Origin of the sequence: Albimonas pacifica, assembly GCF_900113695.1 — a bacterium.
GTDB classification, from domain to species: Bacteria; Pseudomonadota; Alphaproteobacteria; order Rhodobacterales; family Rhodobacteraceae; genus Albimonas; species Albimonas pacifica.
On the sequence record NZ_FOQH01000003.1, the window covers coordinates 578,844 to 604,377 of the forward strand.

A 25,534-nucleotide genomic window follows, 5' to 3' on the forward strand; every position below is an offset into this window, starting at 1 on the left:
GGCCGGCGCCGGCCCCGGGCGGCGGGAGAGGCCCCGGGTCGAGCCCGGAGCGCGCGCTCCCGGCGCGACCGCCTGCGTCAGGCGGCGAGGTCCTCGAGGTCGAGCCGAAGGGTCGCCATGCCGCGGCGGCGCGACAGCTCCTCGTAGCCCGCGGCGCGATAGGCGTTGAGGGCGGGGGCGTTGTCGAGCTCCACCTTCAGGGTGACGGTCAGGGCGTCGAGGTCGCGGGCGGCCTCGGTCACCAGCTCGGTCATCCGCCGCCCGGCGCCGCCGCGGTGGGCGGGGTCGAGGCAGAGATAGGCCAGGTGGCGCACCTCCGGCCCCACGCCCACGCGCAGCGCGAAGAAGCCGACCTCGCGGCCCGCGCCGTCGGTCACGTAGAAGGCCGCGTCGTCGGGATCGCCCAGCCACTTCTCCTGCCACTCGACCGGGTCGAAGGGCTGGGCTGCGTTGGGGTTGGCGAGCGCCAGGTCCTCGGGGTCGGCGAGAAGGCGGGCGAGCGGCGCAGGGTCGGGGGGCAGGCTGCGGCGCAGGCTCAGGTCGGGGCCGGTCTCGGCCGGCTCGGGGCGCCGCGTCTGGGGCTGGTCGGTCATGGGGCCTCCGCTGGGTCCGGGGGGATCGGGGTCGGCTCGGGCAGGGGCGCGGGTGGCACGCCGGGCGCCGCGGGATCAACCGGGACCCCCGGCCGGCTTCCGCATCGCGGGCCGGTTTCCGGAGGGCGGGAGCGCCGCGCGCCGCCCGCGGCCTCCCGGACCCGGCCCGGCGCGGTGCGACACGACCCCCGCAGCCCTTCCTTGACAGCCCGCCCGCCCCCCATATGGTGCGCGCCACGCGGCGCGGGACGGTCCCGCGACGCCGATGCCCTTTGGAGAGACCCCATGTCCGACGCGCACGCCGCCCGTCCCGAGTCCCCCTCGGTCGAGGCCCGGCAGGTCACCGTGACCCTGCCGGACGGCGCCACGCGGACTATGCCGGCGGGGTCCAGCTCCGCCGATCTCGCCGCCGACATCTCCAGGTCGCTCGTCAAGGCCGCCATCGCGGCGAAGGTGGACGGCAAGCTCACGGACCTCTCCGCGCCGCTGGAAGACGGCGCGCAGGTGGCGCTGGTGACGATGAAGGACGAGGCCGAGGCGCTGGAGCTGGTGCGCCACGACTGCGCGCATATCATGGCGCGCGCCGTGCAGGAGCTGTGGCCGGACGTGAAGGTCACCATCGGCCCGGTGATCGAGAACGGCTGGTACTACGACTTCGACCGCGAGGAGGCGTTCTCGACGGAGGATCTCGAGGCCATCGAAAAGAAGATGCGCGAGATCATCGCCAAACGCGACCCGGTCCGCACCGAGGTCTGGGAGCGCGAGCGCGCCATCGCCCATTACGAGGCGGGCGGCGAGCCCTACAAGGTCGAGCTGGTCGGCATGATCCCCGAGGGTCAGCCGATCCGCATGTACTGGCATGGCGACTGGCAGGACCTCTGCCGCGGCCCGCACCTGGTTCACACCGGCCAGGTGCCGCCGGATGCGTTCAAGCTGATGTCGGTGGCCGGCGCCTACTGGCGCGGCGACCACCGCAACAAGATGCTCCAGCGCATCTACGGCGTGGCCTTCCGCTCGCGCCAGGACCTCGAGGCCTATCTCCACCAGCTGGAGGAGGCCAAGCGCCGCGACCACCGCAAGATCGGCCGGGAGATGGACCTGTTCCACCTCCAGGACGAGGCGCCGGGCATGGTGTTCTGGCACCCCGACGGGTGGACGGTCTACCGCGCGCTGGAAGACTACATGCGCCGTCGGCTGACGAAGGCGAACTACAAGGAGATCAAGACGCCGCAGGTCGTGGACCGGAAGCTCTGGGAGGCCTCGGGCCACTGGGAGAACTACCACGAGAACATGTTCATCACCGAGATCGACGAGAGCTCGGAGGCCGGCTCCCACGCCAACGAGAAGCGCGTGAATGCGCTCAAGCCGATGAACTGCCCCTGCCACGTCCAGGTCTACAACCAGGGCCAGAAGAGCTATCGCGACCTGCCGCTCAGGCTCGCCGAGTTCGGCTCGTGCCACCGCTACGAGAGCTCGGGCTCGATGCACGGGCTGATGCGGGTGCGCGGCTTCACCCAGGACGACGCCCACATCTTCTGCACCGAGGACCAGATCGAGAGCGAGTGCGCGGATTTCATCCAGCTGCTGAGCTCGGTCTACCGCGACCTCGGCTTCGACGCGTTCGAGATCAAGCTCTCGACCCGGCCGGAGACGCGAGTCGGCTCGGACGAGGTCTGGGACAAGGCCGAAGCCGCGCTGGAGAAGGCGATCCAGGCGCTGGGCCTGCCCTACGAGGTGGACCCGGGCGAGGGCGCCTTCTACGGGCCCAAGCTGGACTTCAAGCTGACCGACGCGATCGGGCGGGAATGGCAGTGCGGCACCTTCCAGGCCGACTTCAACCTGCCCCAGCGGCTGGACGCGGAATACGTGAACGACGCCGGCGAGAAGGTGCGCCCGGTGATGATGCACCGCGCCATCCTGGGCAGCTTCGAGCGGTTCCTCGGCATCCTGATCGAGAACCACGCCGGCCGCTTCCCGCTGTGGCTGGCCCCGAAGCAGGTGGTGATCGCGACCATCACCTCGGACGCGGACGACTATGCGCTCGAGGCCGCGGCCGCGCTGCGCGCCGTGGGCCTGCGCGCCGAGGCGGACGTGCGCAACGAGAAGATCAACTACAAGGTCCGCGAGCACAGCCTCGCCCACGTGCCCCTGATCCTCGCGGTCGGGCGCAAGGAGGTCGAGGAGCGCACCGTCTCGATCCGCCGCCTGGGCGAGAAGGGGCAGTCGGTCATGGACCTCGAGGAGGCCGCGGCGATGATCGCCGAGGAGGCGACGCCGCCGGACCTGCGCTGAGCCTCCAGGGGGCGGTTGGATCCATTGGAAGGCCCCGGGACGACCGCTCCGGGGCCTTCTGCGTTCTGCGGCGGGGGGCTCTCGGGCGCCTGGGCGCCCTGCGGGCGGGCTTGGCGGGGGGGCGCCAGGTGGGGAGGGGGCGAGGGATGGGGGGCGGGGAAGCCTCCGGCGGGCTCCTGACTCACCAGAGAACAAGCCCCGCGCCTGTCCTCCGGAGCCGTCCATCGCTCGGGCTGCCTGAGCGACTCGCCCCCGGCCGTCAAGGACGAGCCCCGCTTCGCGGGGTCGCTGCGCGATCCTTGACGGCCGGGGGCGAGTCGCTCTGATCGGCGCCCGCGATGGACGGCTCCGGAGAACAGGCGCTCCCGCGGGGCGGCGAGGGTTTCCGTGACCGGCCGTTGCGCGGGGGGCCAGGCGGACCGATCTGGAACGGAGCGCCGCGGGGGGACCGTCCGCGGGCGCGGACGGATCCCGACGCCGGCGGCGCCGCGCCGAAAGGAGAGGTCCGATGACCGACCAGACCGCCGTCCGCGAACCCGTGCCGGGCGCCGCCCCCGAGCCGGAGCCCGGCCCGCAGGAGACCGCCGCCTTGCGCCGCGCGCAGGAGGCCGAGCGCGCCGCCGATCTCGGCGGCGGGGCCGCGCCCGACCGGTCGCCCGATCCGGGCGAGATGCGCCGCGACCTCGGGCTCGGGCCGCGGGCGCCGCTCGATCCCCTGGCCCGCGACGCCGAGGAGGCCGGGCTCGCGCCCCGCACGGTCGCGGAGCTCGACGACGAGGGCGCCGCGCCGCCGGAGACCGGCCGCACGCCGGGGGCGCGCTGGCTGTTCGCCGCCGTCGCGGCGGCGGCCGTGGCCGTGGTGGCCTCGGTGGCGCTGGCCTGAGCCGCCGGGCCCCGGCCCGGGCCGACGATCCGCATCCCCTTCCCGCAACCGAACCGGAGCGACGCATGTCCCGCACCGATCCCCCGCTTCACGCCGACCCCCTCTCCGCACAGCCCCGCGGCGCCGTCCCGCGCGGCGCGGACGTCGCGACGGACGAGGCGCGGCCCCCGCGCGAGCCCGCGCCGAGGGGCGCGCCCGGGGCCGTCGCGGCGCCCGCAGCCGGGGTCGCGGCCGCCGCCGGCGCAGGCGCCGCGGCGGGGCGGATGGCGTGGCGGGCGGCCAGGTTCGCCCTTGGCCTGGCGCTGGGGCTCGCCTCGGCGGGGGTCGCCGCGCTCGCGGCCTTCGCCACGCTGGCGTGAGGCGGCGCTTGAGGCAGGCGGGCGGGGCAGACGGGCGCAGGCCCGGGGGCGGCGGGGGGGGCGCGCCGGCTCCCGGCGTTTCCCACGGTCGGCAAGGGCGGGGGCGGCTGCGCCCTCCGCCGCCCTTTTCATTGACTTTTCTCCGTTCACGCCGCAGGAAGCCGCTTCGCCCCGCCCGGCCCGGCCGCCCATGCGGGGCGATTTCCATTTCGCGGCCGCATCGAACCTGAGGAGCTCTCGAGGTGATCACGCCGGTCCTGCCGACCTATGCGCGGGCCCCCCTTTCCTTCGTGGAAGGGTCCGGCCCCTGGCTGATCGACGACAAGGGGGAACGTTATCTGGATCTCGGCGCCGGGATCGCGGTCAACGTTCTGGGCCATGCCAACCCGCGTCTCGTCGCTGCGCTGGAGTCGCAGGCGCGACGTCTTTGGCACACCTCGAACCTCTACCGCATTCCCAACCAGGAGAAGCTCGCGCAGCTCCTGACCGAGAACACCTTCGCCGACACCGTGTTCTTCACCAACTCGGGCACCGAGGCGATCGAGTGCGCGGTGAAGATGGTGCGCAAGCATTTCTCGCATAACGGGAAGCCGGAGAAGGTGCGGATCGTCACCTTCGAGGGCGCCTTCCACGGCCGCTCGGCCGCGGGCATCGCGGCCTCGGGCGGGGAGAAGATGACCAAGGGCTTCGGCCCGATCCTCGAAGGGTTCGACAAGGTCCCCGTGGGCGACGAGGCCGCGCTGCGCGCCGCCATCGGCCCCGAGACGGCGGCGATCCTGATCGAGCCGATCCAGGGCGAGGGCGGCATCCGGATGGTCGACGCGGCCTTCCTGAAACTGCTGCGCAAGCTCTGCGACGAGCATGACCTGCTGCTGGTCTTCGACGAGATCCAGTGCGGCGTGGCGCGGACCGGCAAGCTCTTCGCCCATGAGTGGGCGGGGGTGGCCCCGGACGTGATGACCATCGCCAAGGGCATCGGCGGCGGCTTCCCGCTGGGCGCGTGCCTGGCGACCGAGGCCGCGGCCGACGGCATGGTGGTGGGCACCCACGGCTCCACCTACGGCGGCAACCCGCTGGGCTGCGCCGTGGGCGTGGCGGTGATGGAGGCGGTGCTCGAGGACGGCTTCCTCGAAGAGGTCTCGCGCAAGGCCGGCGCCTTCCGCCAGAAGCTCGAGGGCCTGATCGCCGCCCATCCCGACGTCTACGAGGGCGTGCGGGGCGAGGGGCTGATGCTGGGCCTGAAGTGCAAGGCGCCGAACACGGACGTGGTGGCTGCGGGCTATGGCGCGCATCTGCTGGTGGTGCCGGCGGCCGACAACGTCGTGCGCCTGCTGCCGCCGCTGAACATCACCGACGAGGAGATGGCCGAGGCCGTCGCGCGCCTCGACGCCGCGGCGACCGCGGTGGAGGGCAAGCTGAAGGAGGCGACTGGATGACCCGGCACTTCCTCGACCTCGACAAGGTCCCCGCCAAGACGCTGCGCGCGATCCTCGAGGATGCGCGCGCGGTGAAGGACGCCCGCTCCGGCCGCCCCAAGGGCACGCCGGACGACGACCTGGCGCTGGCCGGCAGGATGGTGGCGCTGGTGTTCGAGAAGCCCTCGACGCGGACCCGCGTCAGCTTCGACGTCGGCATCCGCCAGATGGGCGGCGAGACGATGATGCTGACCGGCTCGGAGATGCAGCTCGGGCAGGGGGAGACGGTGGCCGACACCGCCCGCGTGCTCAGCCGCTACGTCGACGCGATCATGATCCGCACCTTCGAGGAGCGCACGCTCCTCGAACTGGCCGAGCATGCGACGGTCCCCGTGATCAACGGGCTGACCAACCGCTCGCACCCCTGCCAGATCATGGCCGACGTGATGACCTATGAGGAGCATCGCGGCTCGATCGCCGGGCGCAAGGTGGTGTGGTCGGGCGACGGCAACAACGTCTGCGCCTCGTTCCTGCACGCCGCCGGGCGCTTCGGCTTCGACCTGACCTTCACCGGGCCCGAGACGCTGGACCCCGATCCGAAGGTGGTCGACTGGGCCCGCGGCGAGGGCGCGCGGATCGTCATCGAGCGCGACGCGCTGAAGGCGGCCGAGGGCGCGGACCTGGTGGTCACGGACACGTGGCTGTCGATGCACGACGACGCCTCGGCCCGCGACCGCCGCCACAACCAGCTCCGCCCCTACCAGGTCAACGGGGCGCTGATGGCGAAGGCCAAGCCCGACGCGCTGTTCATGCACTGCCTGCCCGCGCACCGGGAGGAGGAGGCGACCTCCGAGGTCATGGACGGCCCGCACTCGGTGATCTTCGACGAGGCCGAGAACCGCCTGCACGCCCAGAAGGCGATCCTGCGCTGGTGCCTGGGCGCCTGAGGGCGCGGACCCCGCAGGGAAAGCGAAAGGGCGGCGCCGCGAGGCGCCGCCCTTTTCGTGTTCCGGGCCGCGGGCGCGGACGATTCGCCCGCCGGGGGACCGGGCGCGCGAAAAGCGGCGGGCCCGGCCGCATTGCGATGCGGACGGCCGCAATCGTTTCATTCGGAAAGGGAGTTCGCCGGCGCTCGGGAAACCGCCCCGCCGGAGGCGGTTTCGGCGCGCGTGCGGTGGACCCGGGGCGTGGCGGCGCCACCGTCCCCGACGGTCCGCTCCGGGCGCCGCGCCTCGACGCGGGCGGCGCGGACCTCGCAGGGGGAGGCGCCGGGCGTATGCGTCTCTCCGATCGAATGAGCGTATCGTCTCAAAGAAAGCCAAGCATGAAGATCACGACCCAGGGGCGGCTGCTGCCCCTCGCGGCCGCGCTCGCCCTGACGGCGGCGCCTGCCTCGGCGCTGTCCATCGAGTTCGACGACGGAACCACCGCCTTCACCGTCGCCGACGGCGGCGGCATGGACGACGACCGAACGGCCGGCCGGCTGGAATACACCTCCGCCTCCACCAGCCCGCTCGCCGGGTGGCGGACGCTCTCGGCCATGGCCACCAGCTGCCGGAACGCCATCGACTGCCCCAACCTGACCCTGGACTTCGAGGTCGACAGCGGCGGGGCCGCCGCGGACCTCTATCTTCGGGTCACCGAGACCGACCTGACGCTGGACGGGGGCCGGACCGTCTTCGACACCGCGCTCAGCGGCACGGCGCAGGACCGGGTCGAGGCGGCGTTCTACTACGACCCCTCCAACACGCCCTTCGGCCAGGCCGTGCAGATCGACGAGAGCTTCGCCTTCGCGTCCGGCGGGGACTTCTCGGCCTACAGCCGGGACGGCGAGGACGAGGCGGCGGGGGCGAGCCCGTTCTCGCTGACCACGGTCTACCGGATCGTGCACGAGGCGGGCGGCACCCAGACGCTGGGCGATTCGAAGATGACGGCGGCCTCGGCCTCGCCGGTGCCGGTTCCCGCGGCCCTGCCGCTCCTGGCCGGGGGGCTGGGGGTCTCGGGCCTGGCGCTGCGCCGGCGCCGCGGTCGGGCCTGAGCCCCCGGCGCGTCCGGCCCGCGGGCCGGGCGCGCCTTCCGCTGCGTCCGGCGCGACCGCGGGCCGCGACGCATGCGCGGAACCCGCACGCCGCCGCTTGACCTCCCATCCGGCGGGGGTTACATCCCGCGCCGCTGGAGGGGTGTAGCTCAGTTGGTAGAGCATCGGTCTCCAAAACCGAGGGCCGGGGGTTCGAGTCCCTCCGCCCCTGCCAGCATACGTCCCGCAGGCGCGTCGCGCGCCAGGACATGGACCTGCCGACGGGCCCGCGACGCCGCGGACGACCGGAACGAGGAGACCTCCCGATGGCCCGCCCGAATCCCCTGCAGTTCATCCAGCAGGTGCGTTCCGAGGCCGCCAAGGTGGTCTGGCCCACGCGGCGCGAGACCATCGTCACCACCATCATGGTGTTCGTGATGGCCTCGGTGGCGGCGGTGTTCTTCTTCCTGGTCGACATGGCGATCGGCTTCGGGATCGACCAGATCCTGCACATCGGCGCCACCAACCTCTGATCCGCGCGCGACCGGCCCCCGGGGCCGCTGCGACCGCCCGCCCCCGGCGGGCGTCGCCGTTTCGGGACGGGACGCCTGCGCGGCGCCCGCGCCCCGGCTGACGCAGGGCTTGCCATCGGGCGGCTTCGTCTGTAGGGGAGGCGCTCCCATCAGGAAGTAGGGCGCGCAGCGATTCGGGGAACGTCCCCCGAGGCCGCGCGCCTGATGCTTTGAGAGAAGACGGCGCCCATGAAGGGCGCGAAGGGCGAGGTTCGGCAGGCGGCATGGCGAAGCGCTGGTACACGGTCCACGTGCTCTCCAACTTCGAGAAGAAGGTCGCCGAGGCGATCAAGGAGGGCGCGCGACAGAACGGACTCGAGGACGAGATCGAGGACGTGCTGGTTCCGACCGAAGAGGTCGTCGAGCTGCGTCGCGGCAAGAAGGTCCAGACCGAGCGGCGCTTCATGCCCGGCTACGTTCTGGTGAAGATGCAGATGTCCGACGAGGCCTATCACCTCGTCATGGGCACCAACCGGGTGACCGGCTTCCTGGGTCCGATGGGGCGTCCGACGCCGCTTCGCGACTCCGAGGTCGAGCGGCTGATCAGCCAGGTCGCCGAAGGGGTGGAGCGTCCGCGCCCCGCCATCACCTTCGAGATCGGCGAGCAGGTCAAGGTCACCGACGGCCCGTTCGAGAGCTTCACCGGCATGGTGGAGGAGGTCGACGAGGCCAACGCCCGCCTGAAGGTGGCGGTGTCGATCTTCGGCCGGTCCACCCCGGTCGAGCTGGAATACGCCCAGGTCCAGAAAGAGGCCTGAGCGGCTAGGCGCGGGAGGCGAGGGCGACGCGTCGTCCGGACCGCACCGCTAACCGCAAGCGCCCGGATCGCGTTCCGGGGGCGGGATGAAGGAGAGGCCACATGGCCAAGAAGATCATCGGCAGCCTGAAGCTGCAGGTGCCGGCAGGCAAGGCGAACCCGTCGCCGCCGATCGGCCCCGCGCTGGGTCAGCGCGGCATCAACATCATGGCGTTCTGCAAGGAATTCAATGCAGCGACGCAGGGGATGGAAGTCGGCGCCCCGTGCCCGACCGTCATCACCTACTACCAGGACAAGAGCTTCACCTTCGAGATCAAGACGCCCCCGGCGTCCTTCTTCCTGAAGAAGGCCGCGGGCCTGAAGTCGGGCGCCAACAAGCCCGGCCGCGACACCGTCGGCTCGGTCACCGCCAAGCAGGTGCGCGAGATCGCGGAAGCGAAGATGAAGGATCTGAACGCCAACGACGTCGAGGCGGCGATGCAGATCATCCTCGGCTCCGCCCGGTCGATGGGCATCGAGGTGAAGGGCTGATCCGATGGCAAAGCTGAGCAAGCGCGCGAAAGCGAACCGGGCCGCCGTCGAGGGCAAAGAGAACCTCGACGTCGAGGCCGCCGTGGCCCTGATCAAGGCCAACGCCAAGGCGAAGTTCGACGAGTCCGTCGAGATCGCGATGAACCTGGGCGTCGACCCCCGTCACGCGGACCAGATGGTCCGCGGCGTGGTGACCCTGCCCAACGGCACCGGCAAGACCGTGCGCGTCGCCGTCTTCGCCCGCGGCCCGAAGGCCGACGAGGCGCAGGCCGCCGGCGCGGACATCGTCGGCGCCGAGGACCTGCTGGAGACGATCCAGGGCGGCACGATCGACTTCGACCGCTGCATCGCGACCCCGGACATGATGCCGCTCGTCGGCCGTCTGGGCAAGGTGCTGGGCCCCCGCGGCCTGATGCCGAACCCCAAGGTCGGCACCGTGACCATGGACGTGGCCCAGGCGGTGAAGAACGCCAAGGGCGGCGAGGTGCAGTTCCGCGTCGAGAAGGCCGGGATCATCCACGGCGGCGTCGGCAAGGTCTCCTTCGACGAGGCCGCGCTGGTGCAGAACGTGCGGGCCTTCGTGGCCGCCGTGTCGCGCTCCAAGCCGACCGGCGCCAAGGGCACCTACCTCAAGAAGATCTCGCTCTCCTCGACCATGGGGCCGGGCGTGTCGGTGGACGTGGCTTCGGCCTCCGCCGAGTGAGTTTCCGCGGCGCGGGGCCCTGGCCGCGCGTCGCGACCCGATGTTCGCCCCAGGGTCTTGCGCCCTGAAGGCGGCAGCCGGGCGCCCGGGAGACCGGACGCCCATCTCGTCCGAGACGGCGGGTGAGGGTCCTCCCGATGGGGGGTCTTCTTAATCTCCCGCCATAGACGGGGATCGAGTTCCAGTTCCGCCTCGGCGGTCATGGCTCGGGACCCGGACGGGACCTGAACGTCGTCGTGAAAGGGCAGTCGCCCGGGAACGGCGGCAATGGAGCCGGGAGGCGCAAGCCTCCCAAACTTGGAGTGCACCTGTGGACAGAGCGCAGAAAGAGGCCGTCGTCGCTGAACTCGACAAGGCCTTCGCCGAGTCCGGGTCGGTCGTGGTGTGTCACTACGCCGGTCTCACGGTGGCGCAGATGTCGGACCTCCGCATTCAGATGAAGAATGCGGGCGGACAGGTCCGTGTCGCCAAGAACACGCTCGCCAAGATCGCCCTGGAAGGCAAGGCATGCGAGGGGCTCGCGAAGCACCTCGTCGGCCAGACCGTCCTCGCCTATGCAGAAGATCCCGTGGCCCCGGCCAAGGTGATCGAAGCTTACGCCAAGAAGAACGAGAAGCTCGTTATCATTGGCGGAGCCATGGGCGCGGAAGTGTTCGATGCGGAGGGCGTCAAAGCCCTCGCCAAGATGCCGTCGCGCGAGGAGGTCATCGCCTCCATCGTCGGCGCGCTCATGGCGCCCGGATCGAACATCGCCGGTGCGATCACGGCCCCCGCGAGCAACATCGCGGGCATCCTCAAGACCATCGCGGAAAAAGAGGACGCGTGATCGAGGCCTTCGCCATCGAGAGATCGGACGCGGTGGTTCGCGACGATCGCCTGAACGCAAAACTTACGGAAACGGAACTGAGAAATGGCTGACCTGAAGTCTCTCGCCGAGCAGCTCGTGAACCTGACCCTGCTCGAGGCCAACGAGCTCAAGAACATCCTCAAGGACGAGTACGGCATCGAGCCGGCCGCCGGCGGCGCCGTCATGATGGCCGGCCCGGTGGGCGAGGCCGCCGCGGCCGAGGAAGAGAAGACCGAGTTCGACGTGATCCTCGTCGACGCCGGCGAGAAGAAGATCAACGTGATCAAGGAAGTCCGCGCCATCACCGGCCTGGGCCTCAAGGAGGCCAAGGAGCTGGTCGAGGCCGGCGGCAAGGCCGTGAAGGAGCAGGCTCCGAAGGCCGAGGCCGAGGAGATCAAGAAGAAGCTCGAGGAAGCCGGCGCCAAGGTCGAGCTGAAGTGAGCTTGCGCGCAGCCGCGGCTGCGCCTTACTGAAACAAGGGCTGGCCCCGCGGCGCGCGGGGCCGGCTCGTCCGTTTCCGAATGTCGGGGCAGGGCCCCGGTTCCGGGGACGGGGGTCCCGAACGCCGTTTCGCACCCCATATGATGGGGCTCGCCCGCGAAAAGACGAGAGGGATCGACGACCGACCGAGCGTCCTCCGGGGCGCCCGCGGGAAGGGCAGGGACCCTTCCACGGGCGCCCCGGAGGGCGCGCGGGTTCCGGGACGCAGGCCGTGGGACGTCTGCACGAATATGGAACCGCGCCCATTGCGGACGCGTCGCGGCCGGACCGCCCCGCCGGACCGACGACGCCGAAGGCCGAGGTTGAGCATGACTCAGACGCATTCCGTTCGCAAACGCATCCGCAGGAGCTACGGCAAGATCCGTGAAGTCGCGAAGATGCCGAACCTGATCGAGGTTCAGAAATCTTCCTACGACCTGTTCCTGGATTCGGGCGACGGCGCCGTCCCCATGGACGGGGAGGGCCTGCAGGGCGTCTTCCAGTCCGTGTTCCCCGTCAAGGATTTCAATGAGACCGCGGTGCTGGAGTTCGTGAAATACGAGCTCGAGGCGCCGAAGTACGACGTCGAAGAGTGCCAGCAGCGCGACATGACCTATGCCGCGCCGCTGAAGGTCACCCTGCGCCTGATCGTGTTCGAGGTGGACCCGGACACCGAGGCGAAGTCCGTCAAGGACATCAAGGAGCAGGACGTCTACATGGGCGACATGCCCCTGATGACGAAGCACGGCACCTTCGTGGTCAACGGCACCGAGCGCGTCATCGTTTCCCAGATGCACCGCTCCCCGGGCGTGTTCTTCGACCATGACAAGGGCAAGACCCACTCCTCGGGCAAGCTGCTGTTCGCGTCGCGCGTGATCCCCTACCGCGGGTCGTGGCTGGACTTCGAGTTCGACGCCAAGGACATCGTCTTCGCGCGCATCGACCGTCGCCGGAAGCTGCCGGTGACGACGCTGCTCTATGCGCTGGGCCTGTCCCAGGACCAGATCATGGCGGAGTTCTACGGGACGGTTCCCTACCGTCGCGTGAAGGACGGCTGGGCGGTGCCGTTCCGCGGCGAGCGTCTGAAGGCGACCAAGCCGGATTTCGACATCGTCGACGCCGCCTCGGGCGAGGTGCTGTTCGAGGCCAACAAGAAGATCACCCCGCGCCGCATCAACCAGCTGCTCGAGCGCGGCGACGTCGCCGAGACGCTGGCGCCGTTCGAGACGCTCTACGGCCGCTACGCCGCCGGGGACATGATCAACGAGAAGACCGGCGCGATCTACGTCGAGGCGGGCGAGGAGCTGACCGAGGACAACGTCCAGGCGCTGCTCGACGCGGGCTTCGACGAGATCCCGACGCTCGACATCGACCTGTCCATCGGCCCGTGGATGCGCAACACCATGGCCGCCGACAAGAACATGAACCGCGAGCAGGCGCTGCTCGACATCTACCGCGTGATGCGGCCCGGCGAGCCGCCGACCGTCGACGCGGCGGAGACCATGTTCAACGGCCTGTTCTTCGATAGCGAGCGCTACGACCTCTCCGCGGTCGGCCGCGTGAAGATGAACATGCGCCTCGACCTCGACGCCGATCCGAACATGCGCACCCTGCGCAACACGGACATCATCGCGGTGATCAAGGCCCTGGTGGAGCTGCGCGACGGCCGTGGCGAGGTGGACGACATCGACCACCTCGGCAACCGTCGTGTGCGTTCCGTCGGCGAGCTGATGGAGAACCAGTACCGCGTCGGCCTGCTCCGCATGGAGCGCGCGATCAAGGAGCGCATGTCCTCGGTCGACATCGACACGGTGATGCCGCAGGACCTGATCAACGCCAAGCCCGCGGCCGCCGCGGTGCGGGAGTTCTTCGGCTCCTCGCAGCTGTCGCAGTTCATGGACCAGACCAACCCGCTGTCGGAAGTGACCCACAAGCGGCGTCTCTCGGCCCTCGGGCCGGGCGGTCTGACCCGTGAGCGCGCCGGCTTCGAGGTGCGCGACGTGCACCCGACGCACTACGGCCGCATGTGCCCGATCGAGACGCCGGAAGGGCCGAACATCGGCCTGATCAACTCGCTGGCCTCCTTCGCCCGCGTGAACCGCTACGGCTTCATCGAGACGCCCTACCGCAAGGTGGTGGACGAGCAGGTGACCGACGAGGTCGTCTACCTCTCCGCCACCGAAGAGATGCGCTACACCGTCGCCCAGGCGAACGCGAACCTGACCGAGGACGGCAAGTTCGTGAACGACCTGGTCTCCACCCGCAAGGGCGGCGAGTTCATGCTGTCGCAGCGCGAGAACATCGACCTGATCGACGTCTCGCCCAAGCAGCTGGTCTCGGTCGCGGCCTCGCTGATCCCGTTCCTCGAGAACGACGACGCGAACCGCGCGCTGATGGGCTCGAACATGCAGCGCCAGGCGGTGCCGCTGGTCAAGGCCGAGGCGCCTTACGTCGGCACCGGCATCGAGGAGATCGTGGCGCGCGACTCCGGCGCGGCGATCACCGCGCGGCGCGGCGGCATCATCGACCAGGTCGATGCGGTCCGCATCGTCGTGCGCGTGACCGACGACATGGACCCGGGCGATCCGGGCGTGGACATCTACCGTCTGCGCAAGTTCCAGCGCTCCAACCAGAACACCTGCATCAACCAGCGTCCGCTGGTGAAGGTGGGCGACCGGGTTGCGGCCGGCGACGTGGTGGCCGACGGCCCCTCGACGGACCTGGGCGAGCTGGCGCTCGGCAAGAACGTGCTCGTCGCGTTCATGCCGTGGAACGGCTACAACTACGAGGACTCGATCCTCATCTCCGAGCGCATCGTGAAGGACGACGTGTTCACCTCGATCCACATCGAGGAATTCGAGGTGATGGCGCGGGACACCAAGCTCGGGCCGGAAGAGATCACGCGCGACATCCCCAACGTCGGCGAGGAGGCCCTGCGCAACCTCGACGAGGCGGGCATCGTCTACATCGGGGCCGAGGTCGGGCCGGCGGACATTCTCGTCGGCAAGATCACGCCGAAGGGCGAAAGCCCGATGACGCCGGAGGAGAAGCTCCTCCGCGCCATCTTCGGCGAGAAGGCCTCGGACGTGCGCGACACCTCGCTGCGCCTGCCGCCGGGCGACCACGGCACCGTCGTCGAGGTGCGCGTGTTCAACCGGCACGGCGTCGAGAAGGACGAGCGCGCCCTGCAGATCGAGCGTGAAGAGATCGAGCGTCTGGCCCGCGACCGCGAGGACGAGACGGCGATCCTGGAGCGCAACATCTACGCGCGCCTCAAGGACCTGATCCTCGGCAAGACCGCGGTGAAGGGCCCCAAGGGCGTCAAGGCCGGCTCGGAGATCACCGAGGAGCTGCTGGGCACGCTGTCGCGTGGCCAGTGGTGGCAGCTGGCGCTCGCCGAGGAGGCCTACGCCTCCGAGATGGAAGCCCTCAACAAGCAGTTCGACGCGCAGAAGAAGAACCTCGAGCGCCGCTTCGACGACAAGGTCGAGAAGGTGCGCCGGGGCGACGACCTGCCGCCGGGCGTGATGAAGATGGTCAAGGTGTTCGTCGCGGTGAAGCGCAAGCTGCAGCCGGGCGACAAGATGGCCGGCCGTCACGGCAACAAGGGCGTCATCTCCCGCGTCGTGCCTGAGGAGGACATGCCCTTCCTCGAGGACGGCACGCCGGTCGACTTCGTGCTCAACCCGCTGGGCGTGCCCTCGCGCATGAACGTGGGCCAGATCCTCGAGACGCATATGGGCTGGGCCGCGCGCGGCCTCGGCGCCCAGATCGGCGAGGCGCTGGACAACTACAAGCGCTCGGGCGAGTTCGCCGAGGTCGAGGCGCGGATGCGTCACGCCTACTCGGACGAGGTCTACGACGCCGAGACGTCGCACATGACGCAGGACGAGATCCTGGAGGCCGCCGAGAACGTCCGTCGCGGCGTTCCCATCGGCACCCCGGTCTTCGACGGCGCCAAGGAGCCGGACGTCAACGACGCGCTGGAGCGGGCGGGCTTCCACGTCTCGGGTCAGTCGACCCTCTACGACGGCCGCACCGGCGAGGCGTTCGCGCGTCCGGTGACCGTGGGCGTGAAGTACCTGCTGAAGCTGCACCACCTGGTGGACGACAAGATCCACGCGCGCTCCACGGGCCCGTACAGCCTCGTCACGCAGCAGCCCCTGGGCGGCAAGGCCCAGTTCGGCGGCCAGCGGTTCGGCGAGATGGAGGTCTGGGCGCTGGAGGCCTACGGCGCGGCCTACACGCTGCAGGAGATGCTGACGGTCAAGTCGGACGACGTGGCCGGGCGCACCAAGGTCTACGAGTCGATCGTCAAGGGCGAGGACGACTTCGAGGCCGGCGTGCCCGAGAGCTTCAACGTTCTGGTCAAGGAGATCCGCTCGCTTGGCCTGAACATGGAGCTGCTCGACAGCGAAGGCTCCGAGTAAGCGCGATCCGGATGACCGGCGCGGCGGGGGCGACCCCTGCCGCGCCGACCGGGCCGCTACTTGAATTCAAGCTCTATGGGAGCTGACTTATGAACCAGGAAGTCTCCAACGTCTTCGCGCCGGTGCAGGCCCCCCGCACCTTCGACGAGATCAAGATCACCCTGGCCTCGCCCGAGCGGATCCTCAGCTGGTCCTTCGGCGAGATCAAGAAGCCTGAGACCATCAACTACCGCACGTTCAAGCCGGAGCGGGACGGTCTGTTCTGCGCGCGCATCTTCGGTCCGATCAAGGACTACGAGTGCCTGTGCGGCAAGTACAAGCGCATGAAGTATCGCGGGATCACCTGCGAGAAGTGCGGCGTGGAAGTGACGCTCCAGAAGGTGCGCCGCGAGCGGATGGGCCACATCGAGCTCGCCTCGCCCGTCGCCCACATCTGGTTCCTCAAGTCGCTGCCGTCCCGCATCGGCCTGATGCTGGACATGACGCTGCGCGACCTCGAGCGGATCCTCTACTTCGAGAACTACGTCGTCATCGAGCCGGGCCTGACGGACCTGAAGCACGGCCAGCTGATGTCGGAGGAGGATTACCTCGACGCGCAGGACCAGTACGGCGAGGACGCCTTCCGCGCCGGCATCGGCGCCGAGGCCATCCGCGAGATGCTGGCCGAGATCGACCTCGAGCGCGAGGCCGAGCAGCTGCGCGTGGACCTCGCCGAGGCCACCGGCGAGCTGAAGCCCAAGAAGATCATCAAGCGGCTGAAGCTGGTCGAGAACTTCATCGAGTCCGGCAACCGCCCCGAGTGGATGATCATGACGGTCGTCCCGGTGATCCCGCCCGAGCTGCGCCCGCTGGTGCCGCTGGACGGCGGCCGCTTCGCGACCTCGGACCTCAACGACCTCTACCGCCGGGTCATCAACCGCAACAACCGTCTGAAGCGGCTGATCGAGCTGCGCGCGCCGGACATCATCATCCGCAACGAGAAGCGGATGCTGCAGGAGGCCGTCGACGCGCTGTTCGACAACGGCCGCCGCGGCCGCGTGATCACCGGCGCCAACAAGCGCCCGCTGAAGTCGCTCGCCGACATGCTCAAGGGCAAGCAGGGCCGGTTCCGTCAGAACCTGCTCGGCAAGCGCGTCGACTTCTCCGGCCGGTCGGTGATCGTGACCGGGCCTGAGCTTAAGCTCCACCAGTGCGGTCTTCCCAAGAAGATGGCGCTGGAGCTGTTCAAGCCCTTCATCTACGCGCGCCTCGACGCCAAGGGCCTCAGCTCGACCGTCAAGCAGGCCAAGAAGCTGGTCGAGAAGGAGCGTCCCGAGGTCTGGGACATCCTCGACGAGGTGATCCGCGAGCACCCGGTTCTGCTGAACCGCGCCCCGACCCTGCACCGTCTCGGCATCCAGGCCTTCGAGCCGGTGTTGATCGAGGGCAAGGCGATCCAGCTTCACCCGCTGGTCTGCTCGGCCTTCAACGCGGACTTCGACGGCGACCAGATGGCCGTGCACGTTCCCCTCTCGCTGGAAGCCCAGCTTGAGGCGCGCGTGCTGATGATGTCGACGAACAACGTTCTGTCGCCCGCCAACGGCAAGCCGATCATCGTCCCCTCGCAGGACATGATCCTCGGCCTCTACTACATCTCGATCGCGCGCGACGGCCTGCCCGGCGAGGGCATGGTCTTCGGCTCGATCGACGAGGTGGAGCATGCGCTCGCCGCCGGGATCGTGCAGATGCACACCAAGATCCAGGCCCGCGTGCGCCAGATCAACCCGGAGACGGGCGAGCCCGAGGTGAAGCGGTTCGAGACGACCCCGGGCCGCCTGCGGCTGGGCCAGCTCCTGCCGATGAACGCCAAGACCCCGTTCGATCTCGTGAACCGCCTTCTGCGCAAGAAGGAGGTCGGCGAGGTCATCGACACCGTCTACCGCCACTGCGGTCAGAAGGAGTCGGTGATCTTCTGCGACCGGATCATGGGCCTGGGCTTCACCGAGGCGTTCAAGGCCGGCATCTCGTTCGGCAAGGACGACATGGTGATCCCCGACACCAAGTGGCCGATCGTCAACGAGACGCGCGAGCTGGTGAAGGAGTTCGAGCAGCAGTACCTCGACGGCCTGATCACCCAGGGCGAGAAGTACAACAAGGTGGTCGACACCTGGGCCAAGTGCACCGACCGCGTGGCGGCCGAGATGATGGCCGAGATCCAGGCGGTTCGTAAGGACGACGCCGGCATGGAGCTCGAGCCCAACTCGATCTACATGATGTCCCACTCGGGCGCCCGCGGCTCGCCGACCCAGATGCGTCAGCTGGCGGCCATGCGCGGCCTGATGGCCAAGCCCTCGGGCGAGATCATCGAGACGCCGATCACCTCGAACTTCAAGGAAGGCCTGACCGTGCTCGAGTACTTCAACTCGACCCACGGCGCCCGCAAGGGCCTGGCCGACACCGCGCTGAAGACCGCGAACTCGGGCTACCTGACCCGTCGTCTCGTCGACGTGGCGCAGGACTGCATCGTGCGCGAGTTCGACTGCGGCACCGACAAGGGCATCCAGGCCTCGGCGGTCGTCGACGGCGGCGAGACCATCGCCAGCCTCGCCGAGCGCATCCTGGGCCGCGTGCCGGTGGAGGACGTGATCGAGCCGATCTCGGGCGAGGTCGTGCACCCCGCGGGCACGATGATCGAGGAGCACCATGCCGACGCCATCGAGGCGGCCGGCGTGCAGACGGTGCACATCCGCTCGCCCCTGACCTGCGAGCTGCAGGACGGCGTCTGCGTGCAGTGCTACGGCCGCGACCTGGCCCGCGGCACGCAGGTGAACGAAGGCGAGGCGGTGGGCATCATCGCCGCCCAGTCGATCGGCGAGCCCGGCACCCAGCTGACGATGCGGACCTTCCACATCGGCGGCGCGGCGAACGTGGCCGACAACTCCTTCATGGAGTCGTCCCACGAGGGCGAGCTGGAGTTCCGCAACCGCAACCTGATCACCGACCAGGACGGCAACATCGTCGTGCTGGGCCGCAACATGACCCTCGCGGTCATGGACAAGCGCGGCGCGGCGCCGATCGAGCGGGCGACCTTCAAGCTGCCCTACGGCGCCCGTCTGCTGGTGGCGGAAGGGGATCAGATCGCGCGCGGCCAGAAGCTGGCCGAGTGGGATCCCTACACCCTGCCGATCATCGCCGAGAAGGCGGGCCGCGCGCGGTTCGTCGACCTCAACCTCGGCATCTCGGTGCGCGAGGTGACGGACGATGCGACCGGCATCTCCCAGCGCATCGTGATCGACTGGCGCTCGGCCCCCAAGGGGAACGAGCTGAAGCCCGAGATCCTGGTGCTGAACCCCGACACCGGCGAGCCGGTGCGGCTGGAGAACGGCAACCCGGCGCACTACCCGATGTCGGTGGACGCGATCCTCTCGATCGAGGACGGCCAGGACATCCGGGTGGGCGACGTGCTGGCGCGCATCCCGCGCGAGGGCGCGAAGACCAAGGACATCACCGGCGGTCTGCCGCGGGTGGCGGAGCTGTTCGAGGCCCGGCGTCCGAAGGATCACGCGATCATCGCCGAGATCGACGGCACGGTTAAGTTCGGCCGCGACTACAAGAACAAGCGGCGGATCACCATCGAGCCGGCGGACGAGAGCCTCGACCCCGTCGAGTACCTCGTGCCCAAGGGCAAGCACATCGGCGTCCAGGAAGGCGACTTCATCCAGAAGGGCGAGTACCTGCTGGACGGTCACCCCGCGCCCCATGACATCCTTCGGATCATGGGCATCGAGGCGCTGGCCGACTACCTGGTCAACGAGGTGCAGGACGTCTACCGACTGCAGGGCGTGAAGATCAACGACAAGCACATCGAGGTGATCGTTCGCCAGATGCTGCAGAAGATCGAGATCCTCGACGGCGGCGAGACGACGTTCCTCGCGGGCGAGCAGGTGGACCGCGTCGAGTTCGACGAGGTCAACGCCAAGGCCGAGGCCGCGGGCCGCAAGCCGGCCACCGGCGAGCCGGTCCTGCTGGGCATCACCAAGGCCTCGCTCTCGACCCGGTCCTTCATCTCGGCCGCCTCCTTCCAGGAGACGACCCGGGTGCTGACCGAGGCCGCGGTGCAGGGCAAGCGCGACAAGCTGGTCGGCCTGAAGGAGAACGTCATCGTCGGCCGCCTGATCCCGGCCGGCACCGGCGGGGCCACCGCGCGGGTGAAGAAGGTCGCCGCCGATCGCGACGCCAAGATCATCGCGGCCAAGGAGGCGGAAGCCGCCGCCGCCGCGGTCGAGATGGGCGCCGAGATGGCGGTCGAGACGGGCGCCGGCGGCGCCTCGATGGACATCATCGACGCCGGACCGGACGATTCGGACGATCTGGCGTGAGTCTCGCCCGGCGCCTCCGCTGAGGCCGCCGTATAGATGAAAGCCCGCCCCGGCGTTCCGGGGCGGGCTTTTTCGTGCGCGGCGGCGTTTCGGTCGCGTTCAAGAAATACGGTTCACTTATCGCATGGAAAATCGTTTTGATATGCGATCAAATACCCGTTTCGACTTGAGATGGATCAAGGTCGGTCTCTCGGAAAACGTTATTTCGCGGCGATCACCCCCTTCGTGACCTCTCGAGAGCGCGAGCGCCACATGACCAACACCTCTGACGACGCCGCCCGCGGCGGCGACGGCTTCGCCCCACGCTCCGAGGAGCGGGCCGAAGCGATGCAGGCCATGCGAGCCGGGCCGGCCACGCCCGGACCGCAGCACAAGGCCGACCCGTCCGCCGTGGGCGGCCCCCTGACCGGCGGCGGCGCCGCCGCAGCCCCGGACGCGGGCGGCGTGGTCGAGAGGGAGGCCGCGGCGGCTGTCGCGGCGCTCCACGCGCTGGCCCGGGTGGCCCACTTCGGCCGCGGGCGGCCCGAGCTCGTGCACCGGCTCTCCGAGGCCCTGGGCCAGGTCGACGAGGCGCTGGCGGAGGCGGTGCGCGAACTGTATGGAACATCCGACGAGTCCGACGAGGACTGAGCGGGTCGGGCGGCGTTCCGCAGGGCAGGGGTCCCGGCCTGCGGACCGCGCCGGCGCCGCCCCGGAAAGGGGATCGCCGGCCCCTGTTGACACCGTCGGGGACCCTGCGTAGGTTCCGCGCACTTCCGGCACGGCGAGTCGCCGCGATCCGGAGGGAAGCCGACCACTGGCGGTCATGATCCGGGCCCTTTCGGGGACCCCGATCCTCTGCACGAAGCCGCAGGCGGCCCGGACACGGGGCGTCGCGGCGTTTCGCGCTTTCGCGGGTCTCCCGCGGCACGCGAGAAATGAGATTTTGCGTCGTCGAGCCATGGGGGCCGCGGCGCGTACGAGGGAAGCAGCGAAAGGGTCTGGGCCTGATGCCGACCATTCAGCAGCTGATCCGGAACCCCCGGCAGCCGAAAGTCAAACGCCAGAAGGCGATGCACCTGCAGGCCTGCCCGCAGAAGCGGGGCGTCTGCACGCGCGTCTACACCACCACCCCGAAGAAGCCGAACTCCGCGCTCCGCAAGGTCGCCAAGGTTCGTCTGACCAACGGGTTCGAGGTGATCTCCTACATCCCCGGCGAGGGGCACAACCTCCAGGAGCACTCTGTGGTGCTGATCCGCGGCGGTCGTGTGAAGGACCTTCCCGGCGTGCGCTACCACATCCTGCGCGGCGTGCTCGACACGCAGGGCGTGAAGGACCGCAAGCAGCGCCGCTCCAAATACGGCGCCAAGCGGCCTAAGTGAGGAAATAAGAGATGTCGCGACGTCACCGCGCGGAGAAGCGTGAGATCCTGCCCGACGCCAAGTATGGCGACAAGATCCTCACGAAGTTCATGAACAACCTCATGTACGACGGCAAGAAGTCCGTCGCGGAGGGCATCGTCTACGGCGCGCTGGAGCGGGTTGAGACCCGCCTCCGCCGCGAGCCGGTCGAGGCCTTCCACGAGGCGCTGGACAACGTGAAGCCCTCGGTCGAGGTCCGCTCCCGCCGCGTCGGCGGCGCGACCTACCAGGTCCCCGTCGAGGTTCGCCCCGAGCGCCGCGAGGCGCTGGCGATCCGCTGGCTCATCGACTCGTCGCGCAAGCGCAATGAGAACACGATGGAAGAGCGCCTGGCCGCCGAGCTGATGGACGCCTGCCAGGGCCGCGGCACCGCGGTGAAGAAGCGGGAAGACACCCACAAGATGGCCGACGCCAACAAGGCGTTCAGCCACTACCGCTGGTAACAGACTGCTGAGCGCCTCCGACACCGGTCGGGGGCGCTCGCCCACCTACGCACCTCCTCGGACCCAAGGACGAGACCGATGGCCCGCGAATATTCGCTCGAGCGCTACCGTAACTTCGGGATCATGGCGCACATCGACGCCGGCAAGACGACGACGACCGAGCGCATCCTCTACTACACCGGCAAGTCCCACAAGATCGGCGAAGTCCACGACGGCGCCGCGACGATGGACTGGATGGAGCAGGAGCAGGAGCGCGGCATCACCATCACGTCCGCCGCGACGACCACCTTCTGGTTCCGGACCGAGGACGGCAAGAACCCGACCGGCATCTACGGCGACACGCCGGACGAGGCCCGCTTCCGGTTCAACATCATCGACACGCCCGGCCACGTCGACTTCACCATCGAGGTGGAGCGCTCGCTGGCCGTGCTCGACGGCGCGGTGTGCGTGCTGGACGCCAACGCCGGCGTCGAGCCCCAGACCGAAACCGTCTGGCGCCAGGCCGACCGCTACAAGGTCCCGCGGATCGTGTTCGTCAACAAGATGGACAAGATCGGCGCCGACTTCTTCAACTGCGTCCACATGATCAAGGACCGCACCGGCGCCCAGCCGCTGCCGATCCAGTGCCCGATCGGCTCGGAGACCGAGCTCGAGGGTCACATCGACCTGATCACCATGAAGGAGTGGGTGTGGAAGGGCGAGGACCTCGGCGCGTCCTGGGTCGTCACGGAGATCCGTGACGAGCTGAAGGACAAGGCCGAGGAAATGCGCGCCGAGATGATCGAGCTCGCCGTCGACATGGACGACGAGGTCATGGAGAAGTACCTGGAGGGCGAGGAGCCCGATCAGCCGACCCTGCGTCGCCTGATCCGCAAGGGTACGCTCGAGATGGCCTTCGTGCCCGTCCTGTGCGGCTCGGCCTTCAAGAACAAGGGCGTGCAGCCGATGCTGAACGCCGTGATCGACTTCCTGCCGGGCCCGCTCGACGTGCCGCCCTACATGGGCTTCGCGCCGGACGACGAGACCGAGACCCGCAACATCGAGCGCAAGGCGGACGACTCCGCCCCGTTCTGCGGCCTCGCCTTCAAGATCATGAACGATCCGTTCGTGGGCTCGCTGACCTTCACCCGCGTCTACTCGGGCATCATCTCCAAGGGCGACTCCGTGCTCAACTCGACCAAGGGTCGGAAAGAGCGCATCGGCCGCATGATGATGATGCACTCGAACAACCGCGAGGAGATCGACTGGGCGGGTTCGGGCGACATCATCGCGCTGGCCGGTCTCAAGGAGACCACCACCGGCGACACGCTCTGCGACCCCTCCAAGCCGGTGGTCATGGAGACGATGACCTTCCCCGATCCGGTGATCGAGCTGGCCATCGAGCCCAAGACCAAGGCCGACCAGGAGAAGATGTCTCAGGGTCTGCAGCGTCTCGCGGCCGAGGATCCCTCCTTCCAGGTCTCGACGGACATCGAGTCCGGCCAGACCATCATGAAGGGCATGGGCGAGCTTCACCTCGACATCCTGGTCGACCGCCTGAAGCGGGAGTTCAAGGTCGAGGCGAACATCGGCGCCCCGCAGGTGGCCTACCGCGAGACGATCTCGCACGACGCCGAGATCGACTACACGCACAAGAAGCAGTCCGGCGGTTCGGGCCAGTTCGCGCGCGTGAAGATGGTGATCAAACCGACCGAGCCGGGCGAGGGCTACTCGTTCGAGTCCAAGATCGTCGGCGGCTCGATCCCCAAGGAGTACGTGCCGGGCGTCGAGAAGGGCATCAAGTCGGTGATGGACTCCGGTCCGCTGGCCGGGTTCCCCGTGATCGACTTCAAGGTCGAGCTGATCGACGGCGCCTTCCACGACGTCGACTCCTCGGTGCTGGCGTTCGAGATCGCGGCCCGCGCCGCGATGCGCGAGGGCCTGCGCAAGGCCGGCGCGAAGCTGCTCGAGCCGGTGATGAAGGTCGAGGTCGTGACGCCGGAAGAGTACACCGGCGGCATCATCGGCGACCTGACCTCGCGTCGGGGCCAGGTGACCGGGCAGGACAGCCGCGGCAACGCGGTGGCGATCCACGCCTTCGTGCCGCTGGCCAACATGTTCGGCTACATCAACAACCTGCGCTCCATGTCCTCGGGCCGCGCGCAGTTCACCATGCAGTTCGACCACTACGAGCCGGTGCCGTCGAACATCAGCCAGGAGATCCAGGCGAAGTACGCCTGATCCGCGACACGCTAAATCGCCGCCGGGCGCCCAACGGGGCGTCCGCGCTGGCCTGACGATTACGGAGAAGTTCCATGGCCAAGGCCAAGTTCGAGCGCAACAAGCCGCACGTCAACATCGGCACCATCGGTCACGTCGACCATGGCAAGACGACGCTGACGGCTGCGATCACCAAGTACTTCGGCGAGTTCCGCGCCTACGACCAGATCGACGGCGCCCCCGAAGAGAAGGCCCGCGGCATCACCATCTCGACCGCCCACGTCGAGTACGAGACCGAGGCGCGCCACTACGCCCACGTCGACTGCCCCGGCCACGCCGACTACGTGAAGAACATGATCACCGGCGCCGCCCAGATGGACGGCGCGATCCTGGTGGTCAACGCCGCCGACGGCCCCATGCCCCAGACCCGCGAGCACATCCTGCTCGCGCGCCAGGTCGGCGTGCCCGCGCTGGTGGTGTTCCTCAACAAGGTCGACCAGGTCGACGACGAGGAGCTGCTGGAGCTCGTCGAGATGGAAGTCCGTGAGCTCCTCACCTCCTACGACTTCCCCGGCGACGACATTCCGATCGTGGCGGGCTCGGCGCTGGCCGCGATGGAAGGCCGCGACGAGGCCATCGGCGAGACCAAGATCCGCGAGCTGATGGCGGCGGTGGACGAGTTCATCCCCACGCCCGAGCGTCCCATCGACCAGCCGTTCCTGATGCCGATCGAGGACGTGTTCTCGATCTCGGGCCGCGGCACCGTGGTGACCGGCCGCGTCGAGCGCGGCATCGTGACCGTGGGCGAGGAGATCGAGATCGTCGGCATCCGTCCGACGAAGAAGACCACCGTCACCGGCGTCGAGATGTTCCGCAAGCTGCTGGACCGCGGAGAGGCGGGCGACAACATCGGCGCGCTGCTGCGCGGCGTGGGTCGCGACGACGTCGAGCGCGGCCAGGTGCTGTGCAAGCCCGGTTCGGTCACCCCGCACACGGACTTCGAGGCCGAGGCCTACATCCTCACCAAGGAAGAGGGCGGCCGTCACACCCCGTTCTTCACCAACTACCGCCCGCAGTTCTACTTCCGGACCACCGACGTGACCGGGACCGTGGCGCTGCCCGAGGGCACCGAGATGGTGATGCCGGGCGACAACCTGAAGTTCACCGTGCAGCTGATCGCCCCGATCGCGATGGAAGAGAAGCTCCGCTTCGCCATCCGTGAAGGCGGCCGCACCGTGGGCGCGGGCGTCGTCTC

The 25,534-nt window shown here is 69.1% G+C and carries 19 protein-coding genes and 1 tRNA gene; 19 read left to right on the forward strand and 1 reads right to left on the reverse strand.

Features of this window, described 5'->3' with window-relative positions:
* Positions 1 to 77 precede the first annotated feature (77 nt).
* The gene (locus tag BM064_RS08240; RefSeq protein WP_092859253.1) at positions 78 to 593 is read right to left on the reverse strand and encodes a GNAT family N-acetyltransferase; all 516 of its coding nucleotides are present in this window, start codon (positions 591 to 593) and stop codon (positions 78 to 80) included.
* A 285-nt stretch (positions 594 to 878) separates the two neighbouring features.
* Between BM064_RS08240 and thrS the strand changes: the two genes are divergently transcribed.
* The 19 genes from thrS to tuf form a co-directional block, all read left to right on the forward strand.
* Positions 879 to 2,885 (forward strand): threonine--tRNA ligase, encoded by a 2,007-nt coding sequence (gene thrS, locus BM064_RS08245; protein WP_092859254.1) that lies wholly within the window; start codon positions 879 to 881, stop codon positions 2,883 to 2,885.
* A gap of 508 nt (positions 2,886 to 3,393) precedes the next feature.
* On the forward strand, positions 3,394 to 3,768 hold the full coding sequence (locus BM064_RS08250) for a hypothetical protein (protein WP_092859255.1): 375 nt from the start codon (positions 3,394 to 3,396) through the stop codon (positions 3,766 to 3,768).
* Between the two features lie 601 nt (positions 3,769 to 4,369).
* Positions 4,370 to 5,563: an aspartate aminotransferase family protein gene (locus tag BM064_RS08260; protein WP_092859257.1), complete on the forward strand. Its 1,194-nt coding sequence runs from the start codon at positions 4,370 to 4,372 to the stop codon at positions 5,561 to 5,563.
* Positions 5,560 to 6,489: an ornithine carbamoyltransferase gene (gene argF, locus BM064_RS08265; RefSeq protein WP_092859258.1), complete on the forward strand. Its 930-nt coding sequence runs from the start codon at positions 5,560 to 5,562 to the stop codon at positions 6,487 to 6,489. Before BM064_RS08260 ends, argF begins: the two co-directional genes overlap by 4 nt.
* Before the next feature lie 377 nt (positions 6,490 to 6,866).
* Positions 6,867 to 7,580, forward strand: coding sequence for a hypothetical protein (locus tag BM064_RS08270; protein ID WP_092859259.1), 714 nt, complete (start codon positions 6,867 to 6,869; stop codon positions 7,578 to 7,580).
* Positions 7,581 to 7,718: 138 nt separating this feature from the next.
* A tRNA-Trp gene (locus tag BM064_RS08275) sits at positions 7,719 to 7,794 on the forward strand.
* A gap of 91 nt (positions 7,795 to 7,885) precedes the next feature.
* Positions 7,886 to 8,092: a preprotein translocase subunit SecE gene (secE, locus tag BM064_RS08280; RefSeq protein ID WP_177236183.1), complete on the forward strand. Its 207-nt coding sequence runs from the start codon at positions 7,886 to 7,888 to the stop codon at positions 8,090 to 8,092.
* Between the two features lie 263 nt (positions 8,093 to 8,355).
* Positions 8,356 to 8,889 (forward strand): transcription termination/antitermination protein NusG, encoded by a 534-nt coding sequence (nusG, locus tag BM064_RS08285; RefSeq protein ID WP_092859261.1) that lies wholly within the window; start codon positions 8,356 to 8,358, stop codon positions 8,887 to 8,889.
* Positions 8,890 to 8,990: 101 nt separating this feature from the next.
* On the forward strand, positions 8,991 to 9,419 hold the full coding sequence (gene rplK, locus BM064_RS08290; RefSeq protein ID WP_092859262.1) for a 50S ribosomal protein L11: 429 nt from the start codon (positions 8,991 to 8,993) through the stop codon (positions 9,417 to 9,419).
* Positions 9,420 to 9,423: 4 nt separating this feature from the next.
* A complete protein-coding gene (gene rplA / locus BM064_RS08295; RefSeq protein WP_092859263.1) occupies positions 9,424 to 10,122 on the forward strand; it encodes a 50S ribosomal protein L1 in 699 nt (232 codons plus the stop codon).
* A 310-nt stretch (positions 10,123 to 10,432) separates the two neighbouring features.
* Positions 10,433 to 10,948, forward strand: a complete 516-nt coding sequence (rplJ, locus tag BM064_RS08300; protein ID WP_092859264.1) for a 50S ribosomal protein L10 — start codon at positions 10,433 to 10,435, stop codon at positions 10,946 to 10,948.
* 84 nt (positions 10,949 to 11,032) lie between these two features.
* A complete protein-coding gene (rplL, locus tag BM064_RS08305) occupies positions 11,033 to 11,410 on the forward strand; it encodes a 50S ribosomal protein L7/L12 (protein ID WP_092859265.1) in 378 nt (125 codons plus the stop codon).
* 368 nt (positions 11,411 to 11,778) lie between these two features.
* Positions 11,779 to 15,879 (forward strand): DNA-directed RNA polymerase subunit beta, encoded by a 4,101-nt coding sequence (gene rpoB, locus BM064_RS08310; RefSeq protein WP_092859266.1) that lies wholly within the window; start codon positions 11,779 to 11,781, stop codon positions 15,877 to 15,879.
* 89 nt (positions 15,880 to 15,968) lie between these two features.
* Positions 15,969 to 20,237: a DNA-directed RNA polymerase subunit beta' gene (rpoC, locus tag BM064_RS08315; RefSeq protein ID WP_092859267.1), complete on the forward strand. Its 4,269-nt coding sequence runs from the start codon at positions 15,969 to 15,971 to the stop codon at positions 20,235 to 20,237.
* Positions 20,238 to 20,489: 252 nt separating this feature from the next.
* Positions 20,490 to 20,867 (forward strand): hypothetical protein, encoded by a 378-nt coding sequence (locus tag BM064_RS08320; protein WP_092859268.1) that lies wholly within the window; start codon positions 20,490 to 20,492, stop codon positions 20,865 to 20,867.
* A 359-nt stretch (positions 20,868 to 21,226) separates the two neighbouring features.
* Entirely contained in the window at positions 21,227 to 21,598 is a 372-nt protein-coding gene (gene rpsL / locus BM064_RS08325) for a 30S ribosomal protein S12 (RefSeq protein WP_092859269.1), read from the forward strand.
* 11 nt (positions 21,599 to 21,609) lie between these two features.
* Positions 21,610 to 22,080, forward strand: a complete 471-nt coding sequence (gene rpsG / locus BM064_RS08330; protein ID WP_092859270.1) for a 30S ribosomal protein S7 — start codon at positions 21,610 to 21,612, stop codon at positions 22,078 to 22,080.
* Between the two features lie 78 nt (positions 22,081 to 22,158).
* Positions 22,159 to 24,300, forward strand: a complete 2,142-nt coding sequence (gene fusA / locus BM064_RS08335) for an elongation factor G (protein WP_092859271.1) — start codon at positions 22,159 to 22,161, stop codon at positions 24,298 to 24,300.
* Positions 24,301 to 24,374: 74 nt separating this feature from the next.
* Positions 24,375 to 25,534: elongation factor Tu (gene tuf, locus BM064_RS08340; RefSeq protein ID WP_092859272.1), on the forward strand; the 1,160-nt coding region annotated here is incomplete at its 3' end.